Origin of the sequence: Leptospira ilyithenensis (genome assembly GCF_004771005.1) — a bacterium.
Classification (GTDB): domain Bacteria; phylum Spirochaetota; class Leptospiria; order Leptospirales; family Leptospiraceae; genus Leptospira_A; species Leptospira_A ilyithenensis.
In genome coordinates this window covers 154,586-178,394 of sequence record NZ_RQHV01000062.1, presented here as the reverse complement: position 1 = coordinate 178,394, position 23,809 = coordinate 154,586, and the positions used below count along the sequence as shown (strand labels likewise).

20 protein-coding genes and 2 tRNA genes are annotated in these 23,809 nt (G+C 40.9%); 9 read left to right on the top strand and 13 right to left on the bottom strand.

Features of this window, described 5'->3' with window-relative positions; all coding sequences use genetic code 11:
• Position 1: 1 nt before the first annotated feature.
• On the bottom strand, positions 2-541 hold the full coding sequence (locus EHS11_RS17480) for an ATP-dependent zinc protease family protein (protein ID WP_135765657.1): 540 nt from the start codon (positions 539-541) through the stop codon (positions 2-4).
• A gap of 60 nt (positions 542-601) precedes the next feature.
• Positions 602-2,410, bottom strand: coding sequence for a chloride channel protein (locus tag EHS11_RS17475; protein WP_135765656.1), 1,809 nt, complete (start codon positions 2,408-2,410; stop codon positions 602-604).
• Positions 2,411-2,416: 6 nt separating this feature from the next.
• Between EHS11_RS17475 and EHS11_RS17470 the strand changes: the two genes are divergently transcribed.
• Together EHS11_RS17470 and EHS11_RS17465 are read left to right on the top strand one after the other, a co-directional pair.
• Complete coding sequence (locus EHS11_RS17470; protein ID WP_246048028.1) at positions 2,417-3,220, top strand: LIC10920 family plasminogen-binding lipoprotein; 804 nt, start codon at positions 2,417-2,419, stop codon at positions 3,218-3,220.
• A gap of 18 nt (positions 3,221-3,238) precedes the next feature.
• The gene (locus EHS11_RS17465) at positions 3,239-5,446 is read left to right on the top strand and encodes a sensor histidine kinase (RefSeq protein ID WP_135765655.1); all 2,208 of its coding nucleotides are present in this window, start codon (positions 3,239-3,241) and stop codon (positions 5,444-5,446) included.
• Between the two features lie 3 nt (positions 5,447-5,449).
• Here the strand turns inward: EHS11_RS17465 and EHS11_RS17460 are convergent, their stop codons facing one another.
• The 4 genes from EHS11_RS17460 to EHS11_RS17445 are packed head-to-tail and all read right to left on the bottom strand — an operon-like array spanning position 5,450 to position 8,537.
• Positions 5,450-6,403: a polyprenyl synthetase family protein gene (locus EHS11_RS17460; protein ID WP_135765654.1), complete on the bottom strand. Its 954-nt coding sequence runs from the start codon at positions 6,401-6,403 to the stop codon at positions 5,450-5,452.
• Between the two features lie 3 nt (positions 6,404-6,406).
• Positions 6,407-7,300: a transglutaminase-like domain-containing protein gene (locus EHS11_RS17455; protein WP_135765653.1), complete on the bottom strand. Its 894-nt coding sequence runs from the start codon at positions 7,298-7,300 to the stop codon at positions 6,407-6,409.
• Positions 7,301-7,349: 49 nt separating this feature from the next.
• Positions 7,350-8,162: a transketolase gene (locus tag EHS11_RS17450; RefSeq protein WP_135765652.1), complete on the bottom strand. Its 813-nt coding sequence runs from the start codon at positions 8,160-8,162 to the stop codon at positions 7,350-7,352.
• Between the two features lie 9 nt (positions 8,163-8,171).
• Positions 8,172-8,537 carry a hypothetical protein gene (locus tag EHS11_RS17445; protein ID WP_425460602.1) on the bottom strand — a complete coding sequence of 122 codons (366 nt, stop codon included), beginning with the start codon at positions 8,535-8,537 and terminating at the stop codon, positions 8,172-8,174.
• Between the two features lie 113 nt (positions 8,538-8,650).
• Between EHS11_RS17445 and EHS11_RS17440 the strand changes: the two genes are divergently transcribed.
• Both EHS11_RS17440 and EHS11_RS17435 read left to right on the top strand, forming a co-directional pair.
• Positions 8,651-8,725 (top strand) — tRNA-Thr (locus tag EHS11_RS17440).
• A 9-nt stretch (positions 8,726-8,734) separates the two neighbouring features.
• Positions 8,735-8,816: transfer RNA gene (locus EHS11_RS17435), tRNA-Tyr, on the top strand.
• 2 nt (positions 8,817-8,818) lie between these two features.
• On the opposite strand, the gene EHS11_RS17430 is transcribed toward EHS11_RS17435, so the two are convergent.
• Genes EHS11_RS17430 through EHS11_RS17410 form a run of 5 tightly spaced genes read right to left on the bottom strand, consistent with a single transcriptional unit; the run spans position 8,819 to position 14,332 of the window.
• Entirely contained in the window at positions 8,819-9,301 is a 483-nt protein-coding gene (locus tag EHS11_RS17430) for a hypothetical protein (RefSeq protein WP_135765650.1), read from the bottom strand.
• Positions 9,301-10,245 (bottom strand): hypothetical protein, encoded by a 945-nt coding sequence (locus EHS11_RS17425; protein WP_135765649.1) that lies wholly within the window; start codon positions 10,243-10,245, stop codon positions 9,301-9,303. The genes EHS11_RS17430 and EHS11_RS17425 overlap by 1 nt, the downstream gene beginning before the upstream one ends.
• 1 nt (position 10,246) lies before the next feature.
• The gene (locus EHS11_RS17420; protein WP_135765927.1) at positions 10,247-12,868 is read right to left on the bottom strand and encodes a transglycosylase domain-containing protein; all 2,622 of its coding nucleotides are present in this window, start codon (positions 12,866-12,868) and stop codon (positions 10,247-10,249) included.
• Between the two features lie 30 nt (positions 12,869-12,898).
• Entirely contained in the window at positions 12,899-13,771 is an 873-nt protein-coding gene (locus EHS11_RS17415) for a ChaN family lipoprotein (RefSeq protein ID WP_246048025.1), read from the bottom strand.
• 18 nt (positions 13,772-13,789) lie between these two features.
• Complete coding sequence (locus EHS11_RS17410) at positions 13,790-14,332, bottom strand: glutathione peroxidase (RefSeq protein WP_281282588.1); 543 nt, start codon at positions 14,330-14,332, stop codon at positions 13,790-13,792.
• A 27-nt stretch (positions 14,333-14,359) separates the two neighbouring features.
• Between EHS11_RS17410 and EHS11_RS17405 the strand changes: the two genes are divergently transcribed.
• From EHS11_RS17405 to EHS11_RS17390, 4 genes are read left to right on the top strand one after another with little or no spacing between them, the layout of a single operon-like run.
• Entirely contained in the window at positions 14,360-15,241 is an 882-nt protein-coding gene (locus EHS11_RS17405; RefSeq protein ID WP_135765646.1) for a phosphorylase, read from the top strand.
• Positions 15,234-16,229: a spore photoproduct lyase family protein gene (locus EHS11_RS17400; protein ID WP_135765645.1), complete on the top strand. Its 996-nt coding sequence runs from the start codon at positions 15,234-15,236 to the stop codon at positions 16,227-16,229. The genes EHS11_RS17405 and EHS11_RS17400 overlap by 8 nt, the downstream gene beginning before the upstream one ends.
• Before the next feature lie 50 nt (positions 16,230-16,279).
• Positions 16,280-20,020 carry an adenylate/guanylate cyclase domain-containing protein gene (locus tag EHS11_RS17395; RefSeq protein ID WP_135765644.1) on the top strand — a complete coding sequence of 1,247 codons (3,741 nt, stop codon included), beginning with the start codon at positions 16,280-16,282 and terminating at the stop codon, positions 20,018-20,020.
• Positions 20,021-20,026: 6 nt separating this feature from the next.
• Complete coding sequence (locus EHS11_RS17390; protein WP_135765643.1) at positions 20,027-22,114, top strand: adenylate/guanylate cyclase domain-containing protein; 2,088 nt, start codon at positions 20,027-20,029, stop codon at positions 22,112-22,114.
• A 168-nt stretch (positions 22,115-22,282) separates the two neighbouring features.
• On the opposite strand, the gene EHS11_RS17385 is transcribed toward EHS11_RS17390, so the two are convergent.
• Positions 22,283-22,621, bottom strand: coding sequence for a hypothetical protein (locus EHS11_RS17385; RefSeq protein ID WP_135765642.1), 339 nt, complete (start codon positions 22,619-22,621; stop codon positions 22,283-22,285).
• A gap of 1 nt (position 22,622) precedes the next feature.
• Positions 22,623-23,090, bottom strand: a complete 468-nt coding sequence (locus tag EHS11_RS17380) for an ankyrin repeat domain-containing protein (RefSeq protein WP_135765641.1) — start codon at positions 23,088-23,090, stop codon at positions 22,623-22,625.
• A gap of 165 nt (positions 23,091-23,255) precedes the next feature.
• On the opposite strand from EHS11_RS17380, the gene EHS11_RS17375 reads away from it, so the two are divergent.
• Positions 23,256-23,774, top strand: coding sequence for a helix-turn-helix transcriptional regulator (locus EHS11_RS17375; protein WP_135765640.1), 519 nt, complete (start codon positions 23,256-23,258; stop codon positions 23,772-23,774).
• The last annotated feature ends 35 nt before the right edge of the window (positions 23,775-23,809 follow it).

Genomic DNA, 23,809 nt, shown 5'->3' with positions numbered 1-23,809 from the left:
ACTAATCACCTAATGCATGCGATAGGGAAACGTCGACCAGATACTTCCCCATAAGAAAGTTGCGACCGATTAAAAAAGGATAAGTTAAATTGGTTCTGTCATTCAAAGTAAGATTCACTTCTTCAGTGATCTTACCCAGCTTCAGAATCTCACGGACTACGATCCTGGTTTCGGATTGACCGTTGGTACTCACCACTTTGGTCTCACTGGAATATTTGCTTCTCACCCTGGTGATTTTACCATCTGGAAGAAATGTATCGAAATAAATGTATGTTTCTCCGTTTTCCGCTTTCTTTTCTATATTCACTGCATGGATGGAACAGGTTTTGGCACCGGTATCAATCCTTGCCCGGATTCTTAATTTCAAATTGGGAATTTCAACCCACTCCACACGACCGATGATAGGTTTCAAATACTGGGGAGGAATGACGATTGGTTTGGTATGAGGGTCGGGTTTTTTCTCTTTGACATTGCCTCTGAGGCAGCCGAAAAAAGCCGAAAAAAGTATAATCCATATTAGGAGTAGTAATCTATGTCTCATCGCCTATATATGCAAGTTATGGTAGGATTCTCCCCTGATCCACTGCTTTTTTAGATTGGTTTAGTTCTTACGTGAGTTCATTCGGATTTCAGCTTGGTAAGCATGAAAAAAATCGATATACCGCAGATACCCCAGGCATTTTTTGAATTCGTTTTCCACCGCTACCTTATCGACATCGTATTGTAATAGAATACGAAGCCCTTCCCCCAAGCTGTTCGAAGGAGACAAACTCGGCACGGATTCAAGGATATCTTCGCACATAATTAATTTTTGTAAAGATTCCTCGTGCTCCGGCAAAATCCGATTTTTTCGAAGGGAAACAATTCCCTTATAAGTTTCGTTTTGATCTACGATCACAAAATCACTCGCCTGGATTCCAGGAGCACGGGTTTGAAGCTCTGTTAGTGGGAGGCTATTTGAAATGACTGCATATTTTCTAAACTCCGAAAAATGCTGGGAAATTTTAATCCGATCCATGATGTCCTGGTTCATGTCCCAATGATGAGAAGGAGATAAAAACCGATTAGTCACCTGGTTGCGGTAAATAGACATTTTGCTTGAAAGGATGGCGGCAAGTACGGATACAATCATAAGCGGGGGTAACAATTCGTAACTTCCGATCATATCACAGACCATCACCATACCGGCAATAGGTGCTCGTGATACTCCCGCAAAGAAAGAACCCATACCAACTAACATAAAAGGGAAAACCTGGATATTCCAAGCTGGAAATAACATTTGAGACAAACTTCCCACGAAGGCACCCAACATTCCTCCGATAAAAAAAGATGGGCCGAGGAGTCCCCCCGAACTTCCGGAACCGACTGTAAACGAAGTGGATACAACTTTGAATAATGCAATGGAAAGTAAAAACAAAGGGCCGTAAAATCCGAATCGAAAGGATCGGATGTCTTCTCCGTCCACCATCTTTTGCAAAAGACCGAATCCCGAACCGAGCACTTCCGGAAAAAAAAGAGCAATTGCTCCAACCACCAAACCGCCGATCGCCGGTTTATAATAATTGGGAATCTTCAAACCTGTAAAAAAGTCCTGTATGAAATGGTAAAATCGAACAAAAAGATAACCGACGGCAAAACATAGAAGCCCCATAAACAAATAAATCGGGATATGTCTGTAGTCGTGAAGAGTGTATACCTGAACTTCAAAAATGGAACCCCTTCCCGCCAGGGAAGAGTATGTTAAATAAGCCGTCACGGAAGAAAGAATGCAAGGAACAAGAGAGTCACTTTCGATATCTTCCTTGTACACCATTTCGACTGCAGTCATGGCACCACCTAACGGTGCACGAAAAATAGCCCCGAGCCCGCCCGCCGTACCCGCTAACATCAAAGTTCTGCGGGCCCTTGCTCCCACTCCCAAAATATTTCCCAGAGTGGATCCGAACCCAGCTCCGATTTGCGCGGTAGGTCCTTCCTTACCTCCCGAACCTCCGCTCCCTAAAGTAAGGATGGTGACAATTGCTTTGTAAAAAGGAACCTTCCAATGAATCTTCCCCTCATTATAATGAAAGGAATGGATGAGCGAATCCGTTCCTCCACCCGCCGCTTCCGGGCAAAAAAAATAAGTGATGATTCCTGCAAGCAAACCACCGATAGCTGGTAAAAAAAACAGCCAAAGATTATTGAGGGGATAATTTCCATGTTCGAAAGAAAAAAACCGATCCCCTGCAGGAACTCCCGGGTCAAATCCGATCAATGTCCCGAAACTCACACTTTCCACGAAAGCCAAAATAAAATTAAAACCATAGGCCCCAAAGCCTGACAACAGTCCGATCAGTAGCGAGTAGACATAAATGGATTTGGGTCCTTGAATGGAAAAAAGGGAACGAATGTTGATTCCAAAAACCATAAAACCATGGTTCCCAAAATCTATTTTTTTTACCAAGGAAAAACAATTTTTACTTTAGGAATCCTCTTGACCGATCATTTCGGAGGAGGAAAGAATGAAAGTATGTGGTCGAAATTCACTCTAATCCCTTTCTCGCTTGTTCTGGCTTTTTCCGGTTGTACAACTAAAAACGACAACGAAGCAAATATCAACCTGCTGGGTCTCGTGAGTAGCAATCCCTTTTTTCTAGGTGAGATCGATACGGACGTGACTTCCAGTTGCGGAACCGCAAGTCCCGCCACAACTTCCTCGACCACAACAGGTACGACGACGACCACTGCCACTTCTTCCTCAACAACAACCAGTACGAAATTTTCCATAGTCTCCATATTGACCTTCAAAACAAAAGAGACTCTGAGTATGAGATACACTTACGATTATATGCAGACCAAAGGAACCATTAACACGCAGCAAGGTTTTATTCTCACAGGTGGTGCCTTTGCCAAAACAGCTACCGGGACTTTAGGATCGGTAAGTTGGAGTTCATCAGGAATCAATATCAACACAAGTTTGACAACAAGCCAGGAGATTCCCAGTTTCGATATCAGTTTAAATTTGAATGGTTATGCTACGGACTCGAGTACAAGTACTTCCACAAGCACTTGCCCCACTTTGGACAATGTCAATTGTACTGCGGCAACTACGACTACCACAACTACCTGTTATACGATCAACAATCAGACCTGTTATATAGCAGCAAGTGGTAGTGGAACGGCGATTACTATTTCAGGACAAGTCAAATGCAATTCACCGAACGTGGTAGCACAATAACCTGAGTCTGATGAGACTTTGAAATTAGTCGGTCTTTTACTATTTTTATTTCAATTCGCCCTTCATTCGCAAACTATTTATGAAATCCAATCTCCGGTGGACGACACAAGTCCGAAGGCTTTCCAAAAAAGTCTTTCCGGGGAAAAATTAAAACAACTTGTCCGGAGAGACCATTATCTAGGTTTCTATAAAGCATCCGCCTGGTATAAGATTAGTTATCCCGAGAAAAAAAACTCTCCTCCTTATCTTTACATGGGGAATCCTCAACTTGGTGAAATCGATATCTATCTGGTCCGAAACGGATCTATCGTTTGGTCCAAACTTTCTGGGATTTACAGGCCTTATGATCCTTCCGAATTTTTCGTTTACGGTTTTATCTATGATTTTCAGGAAAAAGGAGACTATTATCTAAAAGTTCATAATGAAGATACGCATAGAATCAATTTTACTCCGTTTCATAAGGAAGAGCTGCTCCGCTTCGTCAGCCTAACATCCATTATACAGGGGATCTATATTGGAATCTCCACTTTGGTCATCGTCTTTGGAATTACTCAGTGGATTTTCACCGCAGAAAAAATATATCTATACCTGGCCTTCTCCACATTTTCAGTCAGCTTCGCAAATACATTTCGGTCCGGACTCCTTTTTACTTCCGTATTTTACGATACGCCCTATTGGAGTAAAATTGCCGCTCCATTTGTAGTACTCACTCCCTTTTCGATGATCTTGTTTTTTCGCGAGTTCATGCAGACGAAAAAACTGTTTCCTAATATTGACAAATCTTTGGTAATCTATCTTTATATTATCCCTTTCACTTCATTTATAAACATTATAGGCGTTCAGGAATATATAAAAGTAATGTACACGAACAATTTGGTAGTCAGTTTGTTTGCACTTTCTTTTGGAATTTATGCCATAGTCCTTAAAACGAAACAAGGAGTTGTGTTTTTTATAGCATGTCTAGTAAGGCAATTGGGAACATCTACCCATGTACTTACAAATTTAGGAGTTTTTACTTCCACTTCCATTTTAAACCAATCAAGCGATATCGGTGCAGCAGTTCAAATGATCATATTTACCATAGCAATTTCAAGAACTAACGTTCGCTTGCGCAAGGAAAAGGAAAAAATCATTCAAAGACAAAATACAAATTTGGAAAATATGGTTTTTGAAAGAACTATCGAACTACAAGAACAGAAAAAAAATCTCGAAGAAACATTAAACTATCTCAAACAAACGCAAAACCAACTTGTTTATTCGGAAAAAATGAATGAACTGGGCAAGCTTGTAGCAGGTATTGCGCATGAATTAAACAACCCTTTGAGTGCAATCAAAGCGTCGTCGGAAACATTATCAGCGGTATCGGAACACGAAATCAAAACCTTGGAAAAAACGAAAGAAATCCTGAGCGATCTTACGATGGATGAACTGACCAAGCTCATTGATATCATTTGCAAAGATTACGATATTGGCACTGTTTCCAGTTATACGGAAAGAAAGGAAAAAAAGAAAAATTTAAAAACGATCTTATCTGAAAATCAATTCGATTATGACGAGAACACAATAGAAAAATTATTGGATGTGGGGATAGAATCCCCGACACAAAACGATATCGACATCCTAGGCCACAAAAACAAAAACGTAATAGATTATATCATCAACCAGAAAAACATCAATCTGCACCTATCTATTGTTAAAATTGCGGTGGATCGCGCTTCCAAAATCATTTCCGCATTAAAAAACTTTTCAAGAGTAAGCAGGCTGGAAGAGAAAAGGATATTTGATCTTGTGGAAAGTATAGAGACGGTTCTTACCATCTACCAATACAAAATGAAAAACAAGGTCTCTCTCAAAAAAACTTTTTTATACAATGCAAATGTGTTAGGTTGGCCCGAAGAAATCGTTCAGGTTTGGACAAATATTATTTTGAACGCATTACAAGCAATGAACGACAAGGGCAACTTGATTCTAATGACTCAGAAAAAAGAAGAAACGACCATCGAAATCAGGATCAGAGACAACGGCCCTGGCATACCTATCGAAATCCAAAAAAAGGTATTCGACCCGTTTTTCACTACCAAAAATCCGGGGGAAGGAAGCGGGCTTGGACTTGACCTTACCAAGTCAATTGTAGAAAAACACGGAGGAACCATTCGATTGGAATCGGAAGAAGGCAAAACCGAATTTATCATCAATCTACCTGTGATTGAATATGTGGAAGTCTAAAACTTAAGAAAACTTTTCAATCTGAGCCACGAGAAGTGACTTTGCTTCCGAGTCTTTGTAACCGGATAAGAATTTCAGAAAATAGGATTTTTCTTTTTCGAATTCATCATCCAAAATCCTTTTGATCTGTTTATCGGACAACATGGATAAAATCTTTTCATCATCTACGGATGTTCTTTCATCTTTTGCAAAAAGGGAATGGATCTCTTTTTTTTCCTTTCCGTTTGCTTTGTCCCGAAGAACTAATATGGGATAGGTGAACAATCCGTTTTTAAAATCTTTTAGAAATTCTTTTCCACTGTCCTTCGAATTGGTAAAATAATCCAAACAGTCATCTTTCTTTTGAAATAGTTTCCCGAGCCTCACTCCGAAATCCGAAAGCAGAATATTTTCCTTTTCAGAACGTTTGGCAAGGACTCCCGCACTTTCCGTGCAAGCACCGAACAGGGAGGCTGTTTTCCCGTAAATCACCGAATCATAAATCTTCAAAGTGATCTTTGGATTTTTTTCCCATTCCATTTGGATGAGTTCGCTTACGGAAAGATCCCGAAGCACTCTGGAAAATAAAGTCATTAGCTTTGGGTTTTCCAAAGAATTCAATCTTTGGATTCCGCATGCCAATAGAAAATCTCCTGCCAAGATCGCAGTCTTATTTCCAAACCGAGCTCCAACCGTCGGTTTTCCCCGACGAACTGACGCATGATCCACCACATCGTCATGCAAAAGACTTGCGGCATGAATCAATTCCGCAACGGCACCAACATCCGCCCAATCTTTGCCTTTGTATTCGAGCAGTTCGCAAAAAAGATAATGAGTGAGAGGACGGATTCTTTTGCCTCCGGATTCAATGACAAAAGATTTGATCTTTTTTAAAACGGAAAGATCTTCCCCGATGATAGAATAAAGATTTTTATCTACCCGGGAAATGATTTTGGCAAGAGAGAGAGATATCGGCATAATCTATTCGACATGGGTAGAACGACTTTCTAAAATAGAAAGCTGCTCTTTCATCAGATCTTCCATATCTTTTTTCTGACCGTCTCTGTAAATATGAAGCAAATTACGACACATACGTTTGATGATGGAAAGAGTGCTCGCTTTAGTGAAATATTTTGGGGTCAAAGGATAACCGTTTGCCTCTAAAAACTTTTCACAAGTAAATCTATCCAAAAGCACTCCGCCATGAAACGGATCTATATAGGTAAAATAACTACCTGACTCATATTGCAATAAAAAATGCAAAGGCAGATTGGTTCCGAAAAGAGGCATCCCCACCCTCTGGGCAACTAACAAATATATAACGGAGAGAGAAATAGGTATTCCCAATCTGGATTTTAATACGTGAAAAAGATAAGAATTGGCTGGGTCATTGTAATTTTGAATATTTCCTACAAAACCTTCTTCCTGGTATAAAACCTTACAAAGGATTTGGACTTTCATTTCTTCCGTCAAATGGCCGGAATGTTCGTCAAAAAGCTCGAAAACACGGAGTGAAATACGATCCAATTCCTTTTTGATCTCCGCATAACTTTGACTAGGGTATCCAAGACTGGAAAGATGAACCACTGCCTCTTCCAAATCCTTATAATGATTGGGATTTCCGCGAAGAGTGAGTTTAAAGAAACTATGGCGAACTCTCAAATTGAAAATATCATCGGAAATATTGCGGGCCATGATGCGAAGGAAAGGATCTTTCACTTCTTCCGTCGCTTCATCAATGGACATCTGCCAAGGAATACGAGAAGCGATCATCTTTAGAATAAAACGTTTTTTTTCCGGAGGTGCAATCTCCCAATCATATAGGAGGCGGGTTATGTCGTCAGAAGAAAAGTTTGGATGATGAGCCTGTCCCATGCAAGAATACTGGGAATTCTATTCCCAGTGTCAATCGAAGAAATTAGAATTATGATAATTCCGAAAGAGCTTGCGCTTCTTGCTCTTTGTTTGGCGGAGTGCCATGCCATTTAGGATTATTTTCCATAAATGAGACACCTTTGCCAAGGATAGTTCTAAACACAATCAAAGTAGGACTACCCGAATGCGAGTTTGCTTTTTCAAACGCGGCAAAGATCTCTTCCATATTATGTCCGTCTGCATTGATCACGTTCCAACCGAAGGTTCTGAATTTTTCATCCAACGGTTCCAGTTTCATAACGTCTTCCGTATTGCCGTCGATCTGAATATAGTTTCTATCCATGAATGCGATCAAATTGTCCACTTTGTAGTGAACCGCAGACTGGGCAGCTTCCCAAGTCATTCCTTCTCCGCACTCACCGTCGGAGATACATGTATAAATTTTATAGGTTTCTTTTTTAAGCCGGGCAGCAAGCGCATAACCGACAGAAACGGATAACCCTTGTCCGAGTGACCCTGAACTGGATTCGATCCCTTTCATATATCTGGTAGAAGGGTGACCTTGCAAATAAGAGTTGATCCCTCTGAAAGTAAGCAGATCTTCCACCGGAAAATATCCGGAGAGAGCCATCGCAGCATATCTGACGGCACATACATGTCCGTTGGAAAGGATCAAACGATCCCTAGTAGGCAGCTCGGGATTCTTAGGATCATGCTTTAGTATATTAGTATATAATGCCGCATAGATATCGGCAAGACCCAATGGCCCGCCGGGATGTCCTGAATTTGCGGCAGTAACCATTTTGATTACCTGTATACGAATGTCTTTTGCGAACTTCTTAGCTGTGTCGATAGCGCTCATTTTTATACCTTATGAGATGGGATGGGTTTGAAATATAATAAGACCGGAAACATAAACAACGGTGTATAAAGGTAAAAAGATACGATGTAGCTTTACGTGCAAATTTCTTTTTCTTTTTATTCCCGAATATGCCATGACAAGCATCATAATTAATGCTACTAGGGCAAAAAATCTGTGAGTTTGGATGATCCAATTTGCGACTGCCGGAAAGATGGAATGAGCTTCAATGCCACCTAACAAATACTTCATGGCAAGCAGGTAAATTGCTGCGGAAAGATTGAATCCCACTCCGGAAAGATTCCAGATCCTATGGGCAAAAAGGTTCCTTTTTCGGAAAAAATACCCGGTATAGAAACAAATTAGGGAGAGACTCATCAGGCTGTGAATGAGAAATAAAGCCACTTAAGCCATCTTGTCCGACTTCTCTCCGATACAAAGTGAATTTTTATTTGACCTTAGAGCGTTTTCCCGAAAATTGGAAAGCACGCGCCGCCTTAGCTCAGTGGTAGAGCAGCTGTTTTGTAAACAGCCGGTCGGAGGTTCAAATCCCTCAGGCGGCTCCATTTTTTCTCGGGTAGGTACTCAAGTGGCCAACGAGGGCAGACTGTAAATCTGCTGACTATGTCTTCGAAGGTTCGAATCCTTCCCTGCCCAATTCACTCGGATCTGACCCAGTTCCCAGGAATAGTCCTCAAGAAAAAATAAGCCTTGTCCTTTCGGACAACCTGAACAAATAACTGCTGTTTGTTTGTGATCACAAAAGAAAGAAGGACTAGCCTGCCGTAACCTTCTTCTTCCCATTCCGGATGAATTTGTTTTCCATCGGTCGTATAAAAACCGAACTGCGACTCTTCCGTGCGGGCCTGTTCCAAAAATAACGCCAAGGCATTTGAGATCGGATTTTGCTCAATAGCATAACACTCGCTACTTAAAGCAGTATTTTTTCCGAATACCTTTTTGTTTTCGGACTGACATAGAAAAATCTCACCTACGCTCTTTCCTTGAAAATTCAAAAATCTTTCCCTGTCTTCCAACGATAAAAAATTCGATTCCGAATACAATCCCCCGGACAAGAAAAGAAAAAACAGAAATGCAAGACCAGGATAGTAAAATTTCTTAAAAAGGAATAATCGGGTCATTACCATTTCTCCAAGGCTTGATTTACTTTTTGAAAAAATTCTCCGCCTTCTTTTGCACCAAGTGCAGTGATACTCGAACGGATCTCACCGAGAAAATCCTTATCTTTTTTTGTACAGATCAAATACAGAAGCTGACCGACCTCTTCATTGGGCGAAGAAGTAAAACTAAAACTTTGACATGCTTCACTGAACTTTCCTCCCAAGACAAGAGACTTTGCCGCTTCCAATTTGGCGCGCTCCTGCCAGTGAAAGGATGCGCTCATTCTGAAATAACGTGCGGACGAATCATAATCTCCCGTATTTCTGAAATAATGACCTAATAGATATAAAAGATCGGATTTGGTAGGATTGTCCTTATCAAATCCGAAACCCCAGGATAAGATAAATTCTTTTCCTTGTTCAGGATTCAATTTCAAAAGAACGATACCTTCGTATAACGGAGATTTGGAGAGAGAATGGTCTTGGATAAAAAGAAGATTCAGGGTTTCATACTGTTTTCTTTTGTACAATACGATATATACGAACTCGAATAATTTCGGTTGGTTTAGAGAATGAAGATACTGCAACAAATCCGAATAATTGTCAGGATTTGTTTTGATTGCTAGAGAATAAGCAGCCGTCAACTCCCCGTAGGACAAAGGACGGTAGATCTCCGTCAGACTCTTCCATAAACTGGCTTTTTCCTTGGAGTTAATGATATTCGAAAACCGCGTCCCCAAAAGAATTGCTTCTATGATTTTATTGTGTTTTTTATAAAGAAAGAACAACCGACTAACGGCCGCTTTTTTCAGGTTTGCGGAACCTGCGGTTTGCAAAGAAGATTCATAAAGAGGAATGGCGAAAAGAGTGCTTTTTTTTTCCATCTCGTAAGCTTTTTGGTAACGAGCCGCCTCATTTGCATAAATCCCGACGGAAAAAAAGAGAAGGCATAAAATCTTTTTCATACTAAAACAAACTCTTCATCAAATCCCTGTTTTCCAAATTGGGAAGTTTATGATCGTCCGTACAAACACCGCTAGGCGGATAATCCGAAAGATAAAGTTCGTTTGCAGGATTCGGGCAATGAAGACCCGCTTCCTTTCCGGAGATAGGACAAATATGATGGATCTTGCTGTAAACAGGAGGAGTAAAATCTTTACGCGCGATAAAATGGTTCCGATCGACTATGCTTAGAATTTCACCCCAGAGAGGCGCTGCTAGTGCTCCTCCGAGTCCGCTCCCACCCATCCCGAATTTAGGATTGTCATAACCAATCCAAACGGCAAGCGAAACTTCGGGCCTCGCGCCCACAAACCAAGCATCCTTATAATCATTGGTTGTTCCCGTTTTACCGACAACTTCTCCCGTATAACCGCCGTTTCGTACTCCACTGGCACGACCGCTGTCCTTTAAAAGTGAAATCATGACTTCAGCAGTATCGGGACGAATGACTTGTCTTTCGTTCGGAAGCTTCAGTTTAAATTCGTCCATATCTTTCAGGTCATACAAAACCATTCCACGGGAATTGGTAATTTTTCTAATCAGAAAGGGACGTTTCACCGTTCCTTGGTTTACAAATGCGGTGAAAGCCGAAGCCATTTCCAAGGGAGAGATTTCTAAAGTCCCCAATGCCAAAGAAAGATCTCCCCGAAACCTTGCTTTTTTTTCACCCGCGTTGGGGAAAAAGAATTTGGTAAAATAATTTTCGATTCCGGAATAACCTAGTCTTTCCGCAACCTGAACTGCTGCGGTATTTTTGGATTTGATCAAAGCAGTACGAAGGGAAATCTCTCCGTCAAAAGTCCCACCCAAGTTGTCAGGAGACCATTCCTTTCCCCCACCACCTCTATAATAAAGAGGAGCGTCCAGGATTTTGGTTCCCGATTGGATCACTCCGGAATCAATCGCCGAAGCATATAACACTGCTTTGATGGAACTACCCGTCTGACGTCTCATTTGAATGGCGCGATTGAATTGATTATTGCTATTGAACTCCTGACCTCCGTGAAGGAAAAGAATCTCTCCGGTATTCGGTTGAATGCCTACGATCGCAGCCTGGATTCCCGATTCCTTGGAATTCTCCGTAAAGTCGGCTTCCCAGAGGAAATCATTGATCAAAGACACATCCTCAAACCTTTGTTTGATGGCCTTTTCCTCGGAGCTATCGGGCAATTTCCGAATCAGTTTTTTCTGAATTTTCCCCGACTTGACCGCTTTGGCCAAATACGACCGAACGAGAGGGCTGATGATTTCCTGAATGTTGCGGTCCAAAGTGGTTTCAACCGTATAACCGCCGTTCTCGTAAATATTTTTATCCCCCGCAATGGAGGAAAGAATGGTTCGTATATGCTCGGTTACATAAGGGGCGATGTCCTGTCTTGCTCCGAATACGGTTTCATTCGGCGAACGTGTGGAAAAGTTATGATATAGAGAAGCGAATTTATCCTTTTGCAGATTGGGAAAAATCCCCCGATTCCGAAACATCGCAAGTATCGCCCTCACTCTTTTGTAAGAGTCCTCGGGATTTTTCAAAGGAGAGTATTTATTGGGGGCGGAGGGAAGGGATGCAAGTAACAACATCTCTTCGCGCGAAAGTTCCTGAGGGTTTTTATGAAAATAGAATTTCACACCCTCCCCAAAACCGAACGCACCATGTCCGAGATAAACATGGTTCATATAAGTTTCCAAAATTTCTTCTTTGGACATCACCGATTCCAGAGCAAAAGCAAGCTGAGCTTCCCGTATTTTACGTGTTAGACTCTTTCTTCTGTCGTCAATGATGATCCTTGCCAATTGTTGGGTAATGGTAGAAGCACCCTGCTTATAGCTAAAGCCGATTATGTTTTTTCCCAAAGCCCGTAAAATCGCAACATAGTCAATTCCGCCATGGGAAAAAAACTTTTGATCTTCGATATTCAAAAGAATGGAAATCATATCTTCCGGGTAGTCTTGCAAGTGCAAGGTGGAAGTCCGCTTTTGAAAAATTTCACTGACAACATTTCCGTTACGATCCAAAATCTTTGTGGGAATATTCTTTGAAAGGGAAATCAGTAGATCGGGAACTTCCTTTTTGATTTGAAATACTCCGGCGATGAAGTAAGCAAAAACGATGATAAATAAAAAAAGCGCAAATGCGGTAACTGTGAATCCGACTTTTAAAAAAGATAAGTCCGATTTGATCCTAGGTCTTTTCGGAACGGGTACAGTTTGCGGTCGGGAAGAAGTGAGCCAGGCCGGAAGAGGTTTTTTCTCGCTTCGAGGGTAATTCGGTTTTTTTTCTTCTTTTTTGAAAAAAGGTTTTTCCGGCTCTCTTTCTCTTACGACTCTTTTTTCAAACAAAGGCTTTTGTTCCGGCTCCGTATTTGCAATGTTAATGTTTTTCTCAGATTCCTGCAGGGTAACGGATTCCTGCCGCTTAGCAGGTATAACACGATCGACTTCGAAATTATAATTTTCGAATTTTAGGACGACCTTTTCCTGGCAATGAGCGCATGTTAGTTGAAACAACCCGTTTTCTGGCAAAGGTTGGGGAAGGCGCGAAGCCTTTTTGCAATGGGGGCAAAGATATTTGGGAGATGGTGCACTTATATTTGCCTGCATAGGAACTCTCTCTTCTGTTTATCGGCCCTTTGTTAAAATTACAAAATCACCTAATTTCGAGAAATCCCCTTCTTCTTCTTTTCCCTCGGGAAAAACTGACAAAACCAAAACTTTGTGCCCCATTTTACGCAGACGAAATACAACTCCTCCCTCGTCATCACTATGAAAACGACCGTTCACATGAAAGATTTTACGCCCGGAACGGTAGATTTCACGCGAAATCGACTCCGCCATTCCTTGGTCCCACATAAACTGTGCGAGTATCATATTTTCCGGGCCGGGTAGATTGGACTTTGGCTCCGAATCCCGACTATGATCCGCTTGGAACATAGACAATAATTTGGTATGATAACCCGGAGAAATATTCTGTTTTAAGGTATGGGCTTCCGGAATCCAATGATAAACCTCATTGGAAAAATCGGAATAGGCAACCGTTCCCTTTCGTGCCACTGCATTCACATAACGGCGGGGAGGGTTGGCGCAAACAATGGAAGAAGAAGATTCCTTTGCATGTTTGACCAAAGGGTAATAGTCGGATGCAAAATTTTTCCAGTGATTGCTGCCAGCTAACAATTGCCTGTCGGGAATGACATTTTTCGCATATTCATCCAAAATCAGCTGTTGGTCTTTTTCCAACATTTCCAAACTCAACGCGGAAGCAGGAAAACTGCCGGTGAATTTTTGAAAAAAGGCAAGTTCGGCTCTATGGCCTTCCTCGTCATCATGTTCTTCTCCCCAAATGACAACATCATACTCTTCCGCTTGTTTCAGAATCTCAGACCAATCTCCATAGGATTTTGTTTTGGAATTCCAAATTTTCAAAGAAGAAACTTCTTCCGCTGCAATCGATACTGCAAAACCAATCAGAAATAAAATAGAAAACCTTCGCAACAAACAAGACACCCTTTATTATAATAAACTTTCGACAGCTTTTTTCAATTCTTCGCTTTCCGGTTTTACGGCAGAAGGAAAACGGGCTTTCACCTTACCGTCTTTATCGATTAGGAATTTTTCAAAGTTCCACTTCACATCTCCTTTTTCAGGAGCATTTTCTATTAAAAACTGGTAAATCGGGTCTTTGTCTTTTCCGAGCACCTTGATCTTTTTCATCATATCAAAGCTCACACCGAAATTCAATTGGCAGAATTCCGCAATTTGGGCTTCCGTTCCGGGCTCTTGTCCGCCGAAATCGTTGCAAGGAAATCCGATGATGGCAAATCCTTTGTCTTTATAATCCTTACGAAGCTCTTCCAATCCGCCGTATTGTGGCGTATAACCGCATTTAGATGCTACATTGACAACAAGCACCACTTTGCCTTTATAATCGGAAAGGGAGATATCTTTGCCTTGGATGGTTTGGGAATGGAAATCATGGAATGACATTTTTTTTTCTCCTGAATGTAATGGTAAATAGATGAAGAAGAAGATTGCTAGTAAAAGTTTTCTTTGCATGCATGCCCCCGGACAAAAGATTAGACCATGGGAGTGATCACATTTGCTTTAGTTTCGGAAGCGAAACCCTGGATCAGGGCGCTTGGGGCAAAACCAGACCCGGCCCAAGGCAGATTCAGATACTTTCGCACTCCTGAACACATTCTGGCAGTGACTGGTGTGGGGAAATTGGCGGCAGCACTTGCTCTCGGAGAGATCAGCCACAAAATCCCGAAAGAAGAAAGAAAATACTGTAGGGTATGGAATTTGGGTGTCGCAGGTACCACATCCCCGAACAAATCTTTGGGTGATTTTTTCTGGATCAACCGCATAACAGATGATTCTACGAAAAAGGAATATTTTCCCGAACGAATCGAATCTTTTTCACTCAAAGCCGAAGCGCACCTTACCACATTCGACAGACCGGTGAGTTTTTCAAAGGATCAGGAGACGAAACCCTTTCCGAACTTTAGGGAATTGACGGAAGAGGAGTCAAAGTCGGTCGACCTGGTCGATATGGAAGCCAGCGGTTTTTTCGAAGCAGCAAGTCTCTATTTCGAACTGGAACAAATCCAAGTGGGAAAGATCATATCCGACCATCTGGAAGGTACATTTTGTACGGAAGACAAAGTGACCGGTTATACGGAAAAAACGATCGAGCCGTTATTATCCGATTTTTTAAAACCGTTTGACTGGGAAAAAGAAGAGCTCCTTCCTGATTCCGAAAAAACACATTGGAGGAACATAGGAGAAAGTCTTAATTTCACAGAATCTATGTTAGTTGAACTGGAAAAAACGATTTTATATTTCAAATTGAGACACCCCGATTCGAAGATTCCTCTTCCCCAATTCCCCCCGGAAGAAAAAAAACTGGAAAAACGAATGGCAAAAGAAATCTTCCAAAGCTGGCTCGGGAGATTACTTGTTTAAATCATTTTCTCATATTTATATTGAAGAAGAGATAGAAAATCATTTCAGAACCTTGCAGATCCTGGAAAGATTCAAATCTTCGGAAATCATTAAAATCAAACATTACAAAGACGTGTTCAACAAAAGAGGACAGGATTTCAGAATTCAAAAACTTTCTCCAAAACTGATACTTGCCAGAAAAAAGGATCAATTCCTTTATCCGGGCAGCGACTTTTCACCTAACTTTGATCATCCGCAATTCTATTATAATACTCTGGCATTGAATTGCCTTTACGATTGCGATTATTGTTATTTGCAAGGTATGTTTTCTTCGGGGAATATAGTGTTATTTGTGAACTGGGAGGATTTTTTCCAATCTACGGATGAATTCCTGAAAAAACAGGGCAATCTGTATCTTGCCCTCTCTTATGATACGGATCTTTTGGCAACGGAAGGATTTTTCCCGGCGACCAAAGCTTGGATTGAATTTGCAAAATCCAGACCGGAACTTGTTTTGGAAATCAGGACCAAATCGAGCAATTATCAACTATTAGCTGATATAAAACCGATTCCCAATGTGATTTTAGCCTGGACAGTTTCCCCCGAAAGTATTTCCAAACAGATTGAAAAAAAGACAGCCCCGATGGAAGCAAGAATACAATCTTTGAAAAAAGCAAGTGAAGACGGATGGAATGTGCGGATTTGTTTGGATCCTATTTTAAGAGAACCAGGTTGGAAGGAAGCGTATTCGGATTTGATCCAAAAGTTCAAGAAAACCCTAAACTCGGAAAAGATCATGGATTTCAGCATTGGTAGCTTCAGGATGAATGCCGACTTTCTGAAAAACATGCAGGACTTAAGACAAGATACGGCTGTTCTCTTTTATCCATTCCAAAAAAAGGACGGAGTTGTTTCCTACAGTGCATCCGAAAACGAAGAGATGATACATTCGATTCGTTCCTTGTTATCGGATTGGATTGAAGATTCGAAGATAAAACTCAGTTACTAATTTTTTGCTTTAAAAATCGCCATCTTCGTTTAGCTTAGGTGGCTACCGCCATGCCTGATTACTTCAAAAAATCCGTTCTCATCCTCTTTGTTTTGGGATCCATTTTTCTTTCCTGCCAAAAACAAGGAAGGAAAGCCGACCCGGCTTCCCAAGGTGTCTTGGATTTGGGGACATGGGATTTTACCAAAGACGGAATCGTTGCCTTGGATGGAGAATGGGAGTTTTATTGGAACCAAACCTATGAAGATATTTCATCGTTGGAAACGGAAAGTCCCGCCTCCTTTGTTCCGGTTTCTATTCCTTCCACTTGGAAAGGGATGGAAGTGAATGGAAACACTCTGGAAGGATTCGGTTATGCCGTCTACCGGCTTAAGCTAAAACTCCCCGAAAACAATCCTCCCCTTGCCATTCATAATTCGGATTTATCCTCGGCGTACAAATTGTACGTAAACGGCAAGCTAGTCCACGAAGAAGGCAAAGTATCCCGATCTCCGAAAAATTTTCATCCTTCTTACAAGCCGGGGCTGTTTGATTTGGAAGATCTATCCGGAGAAACCGAGATCGTTTATGAAGTTGCCAATTACCATTATCCCAAAGGAGGGTTTTGGGAATCCGCTGAAATCGGAGAGCGAAAACAAATATATGGAAAATTAAACCGAATCTACCAGATCACCTCCTTTATTGCAGGGAGCATCTTTCTTTGGGCGCTCTACCATATCGGATTGTTCATTATGCGAAGACAAGACAAAGCAAGTTTGTTCATCGCATTATTCAGTTTGTTTTTGATTTTGAGGATTTTAACAACGGGAGAAAGACTACTCACAAGCATCTTTCCGGAAATACCGATGGATGTTTTGATTCGTTTTGAATTTTCCACTCTTTATATTTCAACGGCTGTATTCGCATACTTTTATCATTTGGTATTCCCCAAGACCTTAGGCAAAAAAACAACTTTGACGATTTTGGCATTGATCACTCCCTTTACCATTTCCTTGTTTTTTCCAGTGCATCAGTTCGCATCCCTTGTTCTTTATTTTCAATTATTGCTTATGATTATCTGTGTGATAATCATCGCCGCAACGATTAGAGCCTTTAGCAATGACAAGGTGGCGGCAAGCATGTCTCTCATCGGTTTTTTATTCGTATGTGTTGCACTAACAAATGACATACTATATCAAAACAATGTGATCAATACATTAAACCTTACTCCTTTCGGATTTTTGTTATTCATTCTATTCCAAGGTTATATTCTTTCTTACGGATTCACCCGCGCCTACTCATCCATTGAAAAGTTAAAAGAAAATCTGGAAGGGTCCAACGAACAATTGAACAACCTGAAAGAAGGATTGGAAGGGCTGGTAATGGAAAGGACCAAGGAGCTTGCAAACTCCCGCGAAAACATACAAAGGTTAAACGAATTTGCCAAAACGCTCAACTCCAGTCTGCGATTGGAATCCATTATGTCCAAGGCATTCGAATACCTGAAGAAAGAAGTTTCCTGCGATTCCATGATTTTGTTTTTGGTCGATGAAGAAAAAGCTTCGATTGATTATTATAAATCCGCCCTTTCGTCGGATTTGGCGGAAGAAAAACAAAAACTATTATCCAATTTGAACTTCGCGCTCCACCCTGATTCGGGTGTTATGTATTTGGTTTACAAACGGAATCGCCCTTTTCGATTTTCCAAAGTCAAAGAAGGGATTTTAACTGATTCCAATCAAATCATGGTAGATATAGTGGGAAAACATCCCGGAATGATTTTACCATTGGTAGCACAAGGAAAAACGATCGCCTTACTTACATTATTCACAACGGAAGAAAACATATCCTTTTCCAAAGATCATCTTCGGGTTGCGGAAAGCACTGCCGAAGCGATCGCCACGGCCGTCATCAATTCGATGTTAATCGAAACATTGAACAAGGAAAGAAATCTCGCGGAACTCGCACGCGCCAATACCGAGTATGCCAAAAACGAAGTGATCAAACTGAATGAGTTTGCCAAAAAAATCAATTCGGAGTCCAATCTGGATCGAATCATTCAGGAAATGTTCGATTATATTCTGAAAACGTTCGGGATCGAAGGAACCATCTTACAACTGATTGATCATAAAAAAAACGAACTTTATACTTACAGCACGACAAAACCGGAACAGGCAAAACCGGAACATTTGCAATTTGCAAAGAACCTGATCATTCCCTTGAACGAAAGGGGAGGATTTGTTTATAAATCCTATGTTAGGAAAAAGCCACTCTATCTATCCCGAATTCCTGGTTATCTGGAATATTCGATCGACAAAGAAATGATCAAAAATCTGGAACTGAAATCATTTATCATCAATCCTTTGATTGTTCAGAACGAAGTGATCGGTATGGCTTATTTCACTTCTTACAAAGAAGGACTCAATCTGAACCGGGACGAGTTGAGAAGGATCACCGGTTTTTGCGATCAAATTGCCGGAGCGATTCAAAATTCCCTTCTACTCCAGATCACCGAGCAGGAAAGAAAAAAAGCCGAGTCGGCTAAACTTGAAATCCAAAAGCTGAATGAGTTTGCAAAAACAATCAACTCCTCGACCAACCTGGAAGGAACTCTTGCGGAAATTTTCGAATTTATAAAATCAAATTATAGGATCTCCAACTGCGTATTGTATTATTTGGATGATGAGTTTTCCGAGTTTCGTTATCTAAATCATTCCGGCTTTGATTTGCTTGCGGATGAAAACATATTCTTTTTCAAAAATCTGAAATTCCAATTAAACGAAAAAAGTGGATTTGTTTACAAGTGTTATTCGAGAAAAAGATTTTTCTATATGAAAAAGATTCCTAAAAAAATTCCTTACGAAATCGACAGGGAAATCATCGCAAAATCCGGTGTGTCGTCCTTACTTCTATCCCCTCTGATCAATAACGACAAAGTGGTTGCTATGGCGATTTTCGGGATTATGGATAAAGATATCCAATTGAACCAAGAGGAACTCACGTCCATCGTCGGTGTTTCCGAGCACATAGCAGGCGCTATAGGAAATAACTTTCTAATGAATAAGATCGAAGAGGAAAAACACAGATCCGACTCGCTTCTTTTGAATATTTTACCAAAAAACGTCGCGGAAGAACTACAAAGAAAGGGAAGAGTCAATCCTGTAGAGTTCGAAAACGTAACCATGCTGATGACCAGTTTTCCAGGCTTCTCCCATATGACATCCCAGCTCACTCCGGAAGAATTACTGGAAGGATTGGATTTATATTTTTCCAGATTCGATGAGATCATCAAATCCAATAATATGGAAAAATTAAAAATGACAGGAGATATGTATGTCGCTGCGGGAGGACTTCCTGTTGGAAATTTCACCCATACCATTGATGCATGTCTTGCTGCACTTCAAATCAGAGAGGAAGCAAACCGAATCAAAAATGAATTTCCGGACATTGCATTCAAACCTCGGCTAATTACAATCGCCATTCATTCGGGTCCGGTCGTTGCGGGTGTGATCGGAAAAACAAAGTTCAGTTATGATGTATGGGGCAAGACAGTTACACAAACACAAGCTATACGAAGAGGTGCAAACTCCACCGAAATCAACATATCTCTTGAAGCAGCCGAAAAAATAAAAAGATTATTCGTTTTGGAAAACCAGAAGGAAATCAATACTTACGAAGGAGATCCGATCCCGATCATAGAATTGAAATCCTTACGATTGGACTTTGCATTGGAATCGGGGATTCATCCGAACGAAACATTCGAAAGACTTTACACCCAACAAAAACGCGGTGCAAGAATTCTAATCAAGTAAATCGATATGATTGAATTTTTAGCCGCTGCCGCTTTAGGGATTTTAGTTATATTTTATTTGCTCTTTCGCATTTATAAAATTTTATCCGCTCGGGACAAAGAGATCAATCAATACAAAATTACAATTTCCGAATTGGAACATACGATCGCTTCGAAAAAGAAGGAAATATATGATATAAAATCCCAATCCGACCAGTTTTCGGACAAACTCTATCGGTCTTATTCCCAACTGACAGATTTGGATTCTTTATTGAGAGAGATCAACGCCTGTCGCCACTTAAAGGAAATTTTAGTCTTGCTAGCCCGTTATTTTCGGGACAAATACAAAGTCCCTCACTACGTTCTTTATATATTCGAAAAAGATACAAACGAACTGGTGTTTTACGACTCTAATTTTCCTGAAGAAATAGAAGAGAACCTTCGGGAAGGAATCCGCTCAAGAAGAATCAAAGTCACGAACGAAACAGTCACTTATTATGCCCATGCTTACGCCTGGAAAAGAAAACGGACTTTTTTTATAGAAGACTTAAACAAATACGATACCAAAGGAGTCGAGTTGGAAAATAAAAATTCCGTAAATCTAAGATCCTTATTCATTGTGCCTTTGTTTTTGCGCCAAAACTTCATAGGAACTCTCGATCTTCTGGATTATTCGGGCAATTTGAAGCTATCCACCCAAGAACAAAATCAAATCAAAATCATCGGAGATTATGTTGCAGGTTCCATCGAATCAGGATTTTTAATCATCGAACTTGCCGACAAAAACAAAAAGATTCAAAATGAAAAACAGATTTTGGAAACCAACAGACAAAAGTTGGAACTACTTTACAAATCCATCCGCAAAATCAACTCGCATAACAAGATAGATGATATCATCACGGAAGCTTTTTTATTTCTCAAATCCAATCATAGGGTTGAGCTAGGATTTATTTTACTGACTGACAAAAAAAAGAAAAAACTGATGCCTTATGTTTTTTCCAAGGAGATATTCAATAAAGGACTTTTGGTTACCAATTTCCTTCGCAATTTTTCCGCACCTCTTTCCAAAGAGTCAGGATCTTTATTCAGAACCTATGAAAAGAAAAAACCGGTTTATCTGAAGCGGATCCAATCCTCGGACAATTTGTTTTCCGGTTATGATAAAAGAATCATCGATGCCTTCAATCTTGATAATTTTGCGCAAATCCCCTTGGTAGTTCAAAATCAAACCATAGGAATCATCTGCGTTACAAGACTTACCAAAGGCTCCGATTGGAACAAAGACGAATTTTTTGAAATCAATTCTTTTTGCGAACAGATAGCAGGTTCCATTCATAACGCCAATCTTATGAGCGACTTGGAATCGGAAAAAGAAAGAACCATCCATTTTCTGAAAAACATTCTGCCAGGAGAACTTGCGGAAGAGTTAATGGAAAAAGGAGAAGTCATACCGATGGAATACGAGTCGGCCACGATTCTATTCACGGATTTTAAAAATTTCACAAATGCGGCGGAATCCCTCTCCCCCGAAGATCTAATACAACAGTTAGACGCTTGTTTTTCCCAATTCGATGATATAGCTGTCCGTCATAATTTTGAAAAATTGAAAACAATCGGGGATTCCTATATGGCAGCAGGAGGTATTCCTCAAGGGAATTTCACCCATCCGGTCGACGCCTGTCTTTTTGCCATGGAAATCAAATCTTTTATGAATCAGGTGAAAATCGTAAAAGAAATGTTAGGTCAACCATTTTGGGAAATACGGATCGGAATTCATACGGGATCGGTTGTTGCAGGGGTGGTGGGCAAAACAAAATTCGCTTACGATGTTTGGGGAGATACCGTAAATATTGCAAGCCGTATGGAAAGCAGCAGCACACCGGGTGAAGTCAATCTCTCGGAAAAAACTTATGAAAAAGTAAAACGATTCTTTGTTTGCGAGTACAGAGGCAAGGTATCCGCCAAAAACAAGGGTGAGATGGGAATGTATTATTTGAAAGCATTACGTCCCGAATTCTCAAGGGACGGAGAAGGTGTTGTTCCCAACGAACAATTCTTTGATTTGTATAAGAATTTAAAAATCGGAGCAAAAATCATCTATAGGCAGACCGGATAATCCGTCCATCGGGATGGTTTTTCAGAGATCACAAAGAGTTTGTCGGATTGCTAAAAAAATTCTGTTGGCAGCAAACAGGTGCTTACTGCCAACAGGAAAGAGGTGGAAAAGATTTGTATAGAAACAAAAATTCAAGTTTCAAATAACAACAGATCTATCCGTTCAAGATCAATGCCCGCTTCCTCCGTGGCCCCCTCCACCACTGCTACTACCTCCCCCGGAACCGCCGCCGGAAGAACTTCCCCTACCGGAACTGGAGCTGGTTCTCGTTGTTCGAGTGGTGCCCGTTGTTGTGCCTCCGCATTTCGATTCGCATAGATTATAAACGGCAAGACAGGTAACAAAGGAACTTCCCGAACTCACATTCTGTTGATGTGAAACCAGACCGCATATCAATTGTTCCGAGGCACATTGATTCAAACAGGAAGATCGACTCTTTACATTGCCGCAATTTCCAAAGAAGGCAAAACCAAGGAACGTTACGAAATAAATCATCGGTCGTTTCATATCATTCAACCGCGCCCTTGGATTTGAGTAAGTGGATGATTGTTTCCTTTTCACTTTGTTGGATCTCGGAAAGCGCGGTATGACCCGCCTCGGATTTCAAATTGGGATCGGCACCGGCGTCTAGCAAGTATTCCACAACCTTAGGATAACGGTTGTATGCTGCCATCATAAGTGCAGTGTGCCCGTTTCTGGATTTTAGATTTGGATTTGCTTTATAAGTCAATAATACATGAACTACATTATGATGACCTTCTTTCGAAGCGATCATAAGAGGAGTCATCTGATCGAATGTGTCTTCAGGGATATTCGGATTCTGGCCCGTCCGCAGGATTTCCCGAACTCTTTCCACATTCCCTTGTGCGACCTGAAAGTAGAAATTGTTATAACGGTAGTTCCTTCCCTGGTCGGGAAATGTTGCACATCCGATCACCAGAAAAATCAGCAAAGTACCCAGAGCGGTTCGTTTCATGCTCTCAGTATCTCAAAAAAAACCTCATCTGCAAATGGAGGTTATCCGCAAATGTGGGAACCCACTAAAAACGAGGGTATAAGTGTTCCCCGCAATTGCGGAATACACCTAGAAGTTAAATTCCTTGCGTTAATAGTTTGGTTCCCATAGATAATACAATTACCAATGAATCACCGTAAATATAGAATTTTATTCCTCTGGTTCTACGGAATCTCTCTCATTCTCTGGATCATTCAAGAAGCCTACACTCTGACCAATCCCCCTGACATTTTCGATCGTTACCGGGTTTTTATTGCCAGCTTCGAAACTTTGATCGCGATCTCTTCCTTTCTTACCATCTTTATACTCTACAAAGAGCTAAAGCAAGAGGCGGGGGAAAACAACCAAGCCAAAGTGGTGATCTACGACTTAAAAAGAACCAACCGGATTCTAAAAGGGCCGGAGATGAACTTCTGGAAAGAAGCAAACCAACAAATGAATGAATGGAAACTGACTGATACGGAAAAGGCAATTGCAGTTCTGATTTTACGGGGCTTTTCCCACCAACAAATCGCAGGAGTTCGCGGGAAAAGCCTGAGAACCGTGGAAAACCAAACCGCATCCATCTATGAAAAGTCTTCTATGAGGGGAAAATTGGAATTTATCTCTTTTTTTCTCACACCTCTTCTTCCGGAAGAAGAGTAAAGAAGGTTCTGAAACCCAAAAAACCTTGACCAAAT

Bases quoted from the DNA above. Each gene is read 5' to 3' on its own strand.
- EHS11_RS17480 (WP_135765657.1), bottom strand. From the start codon at position 541: ATGAGACATAGATTACTACTCCTAATATGGATTATACTTTTTTCGGCT.
- EHS11_RS17475 (WP_135765656.1), bottom strand. From the start codon at position 2,410: ATGGTTTTTGGAATCAACATTCGTTCCCTTTTTTCCATTCAAGGACCC.
- EHS11_RS17470 (WP_246048028.1), top strand. From the start codon at position 2,417: ATGGTTCCCAAAATCTATTTTTTTTACCAAGGAAAAACAATTTTTACT.
- EHS11_RS17460 (WP_135765654.1), bottom strand. From the start codon at position 6,403: ATGCCGATATCTCTCTCTCTTGCCAAAATCATTTCCCGGGTAGATAAA.
- EHS11_RS17455 (WP_135765653.1), bottom strand. From the start codon at position 7,300: ATGGGACAGGCTCATCATCCAAACTTTTCTTCTGACGACATAACCCGC.
- EHS11_RS17450 (WP_135765652.1), bottom strand. From the start codon at position 8,162: ATGAGCGCTATCGACACAGCTAAGAAGTTCGCAAAAGACATTCGTATA.
- EHS11_RS17445 (WP_425460602.1), bottom strand. From the start codon at position 8,537: ATGAGTCTCTCCCTAATTTGTTTCTATACCGGGTATTTTTTCCGAAAA.
- EHS11_RS17430 (WP_135765650.1), bottom strand. From the start codon at position 9,301: ATGACCCGATTATTCCTTTTTAAGAAATTTTACTATCCTGGTCTTGCA.
- EHS11_RS17425 (WP_135765649.1), bottom strand. From the start codon at position 10,245: ATGAAAAAGATTTTATGCCTTCTCTTTTTTTCCGTCGGGATTTATGCA.
- EHS11_RS17410 (WP_281282588.1), bottom strand. From the start codon at position 14,332: ATGCAAAGAAAACTTTTACTAGCAATCTTCTTCTTCATCTATTTACCA.
- EHS11_RS17405 (WP_135765646.1), top strand. From the start codon at position 14,360: ATGGGAGTGATCACATTTGCTTTAGTTTCGGAAGCGAAACCCTGGATC.
- EHS11_RS17395 (WP_135765644.1), top strand. From the start codon at position 16,280: ATGCCTGATTACTTCAAAAAATCCGTTCTCATCCTCTTTGTTTTGGGA.
- EHS11_RS17390 (WP_135765643.1), top strand. From the start codon at position 20,027: ATGATTGAATTTTTAGCCGCTGCCGCTTTAGGGATTTTAGTTATATTT.
- EHS11_RS17385 (WP_135765642.1), bottom strand. From the start codon at position 22,621: ATGAAACGACCGATGATTTATTTCGTAACGTTCCTTGGTTTTGCCTTC.
- EHS11_RS17380 (WP_135765641.1), bottom strand. From the start codon at position 23,090: ATGAAACGAACCGCTCTGGGTACTTTGCTGATTTTTCTGGTGATCGGA.
- EHS11_RS17375 (WP_135765640.1), top strand. From the start codon at position 23,256: ATGAATCACCGTAAATATAGAATTTTATTCCTCTGGTTCTACGGAATC.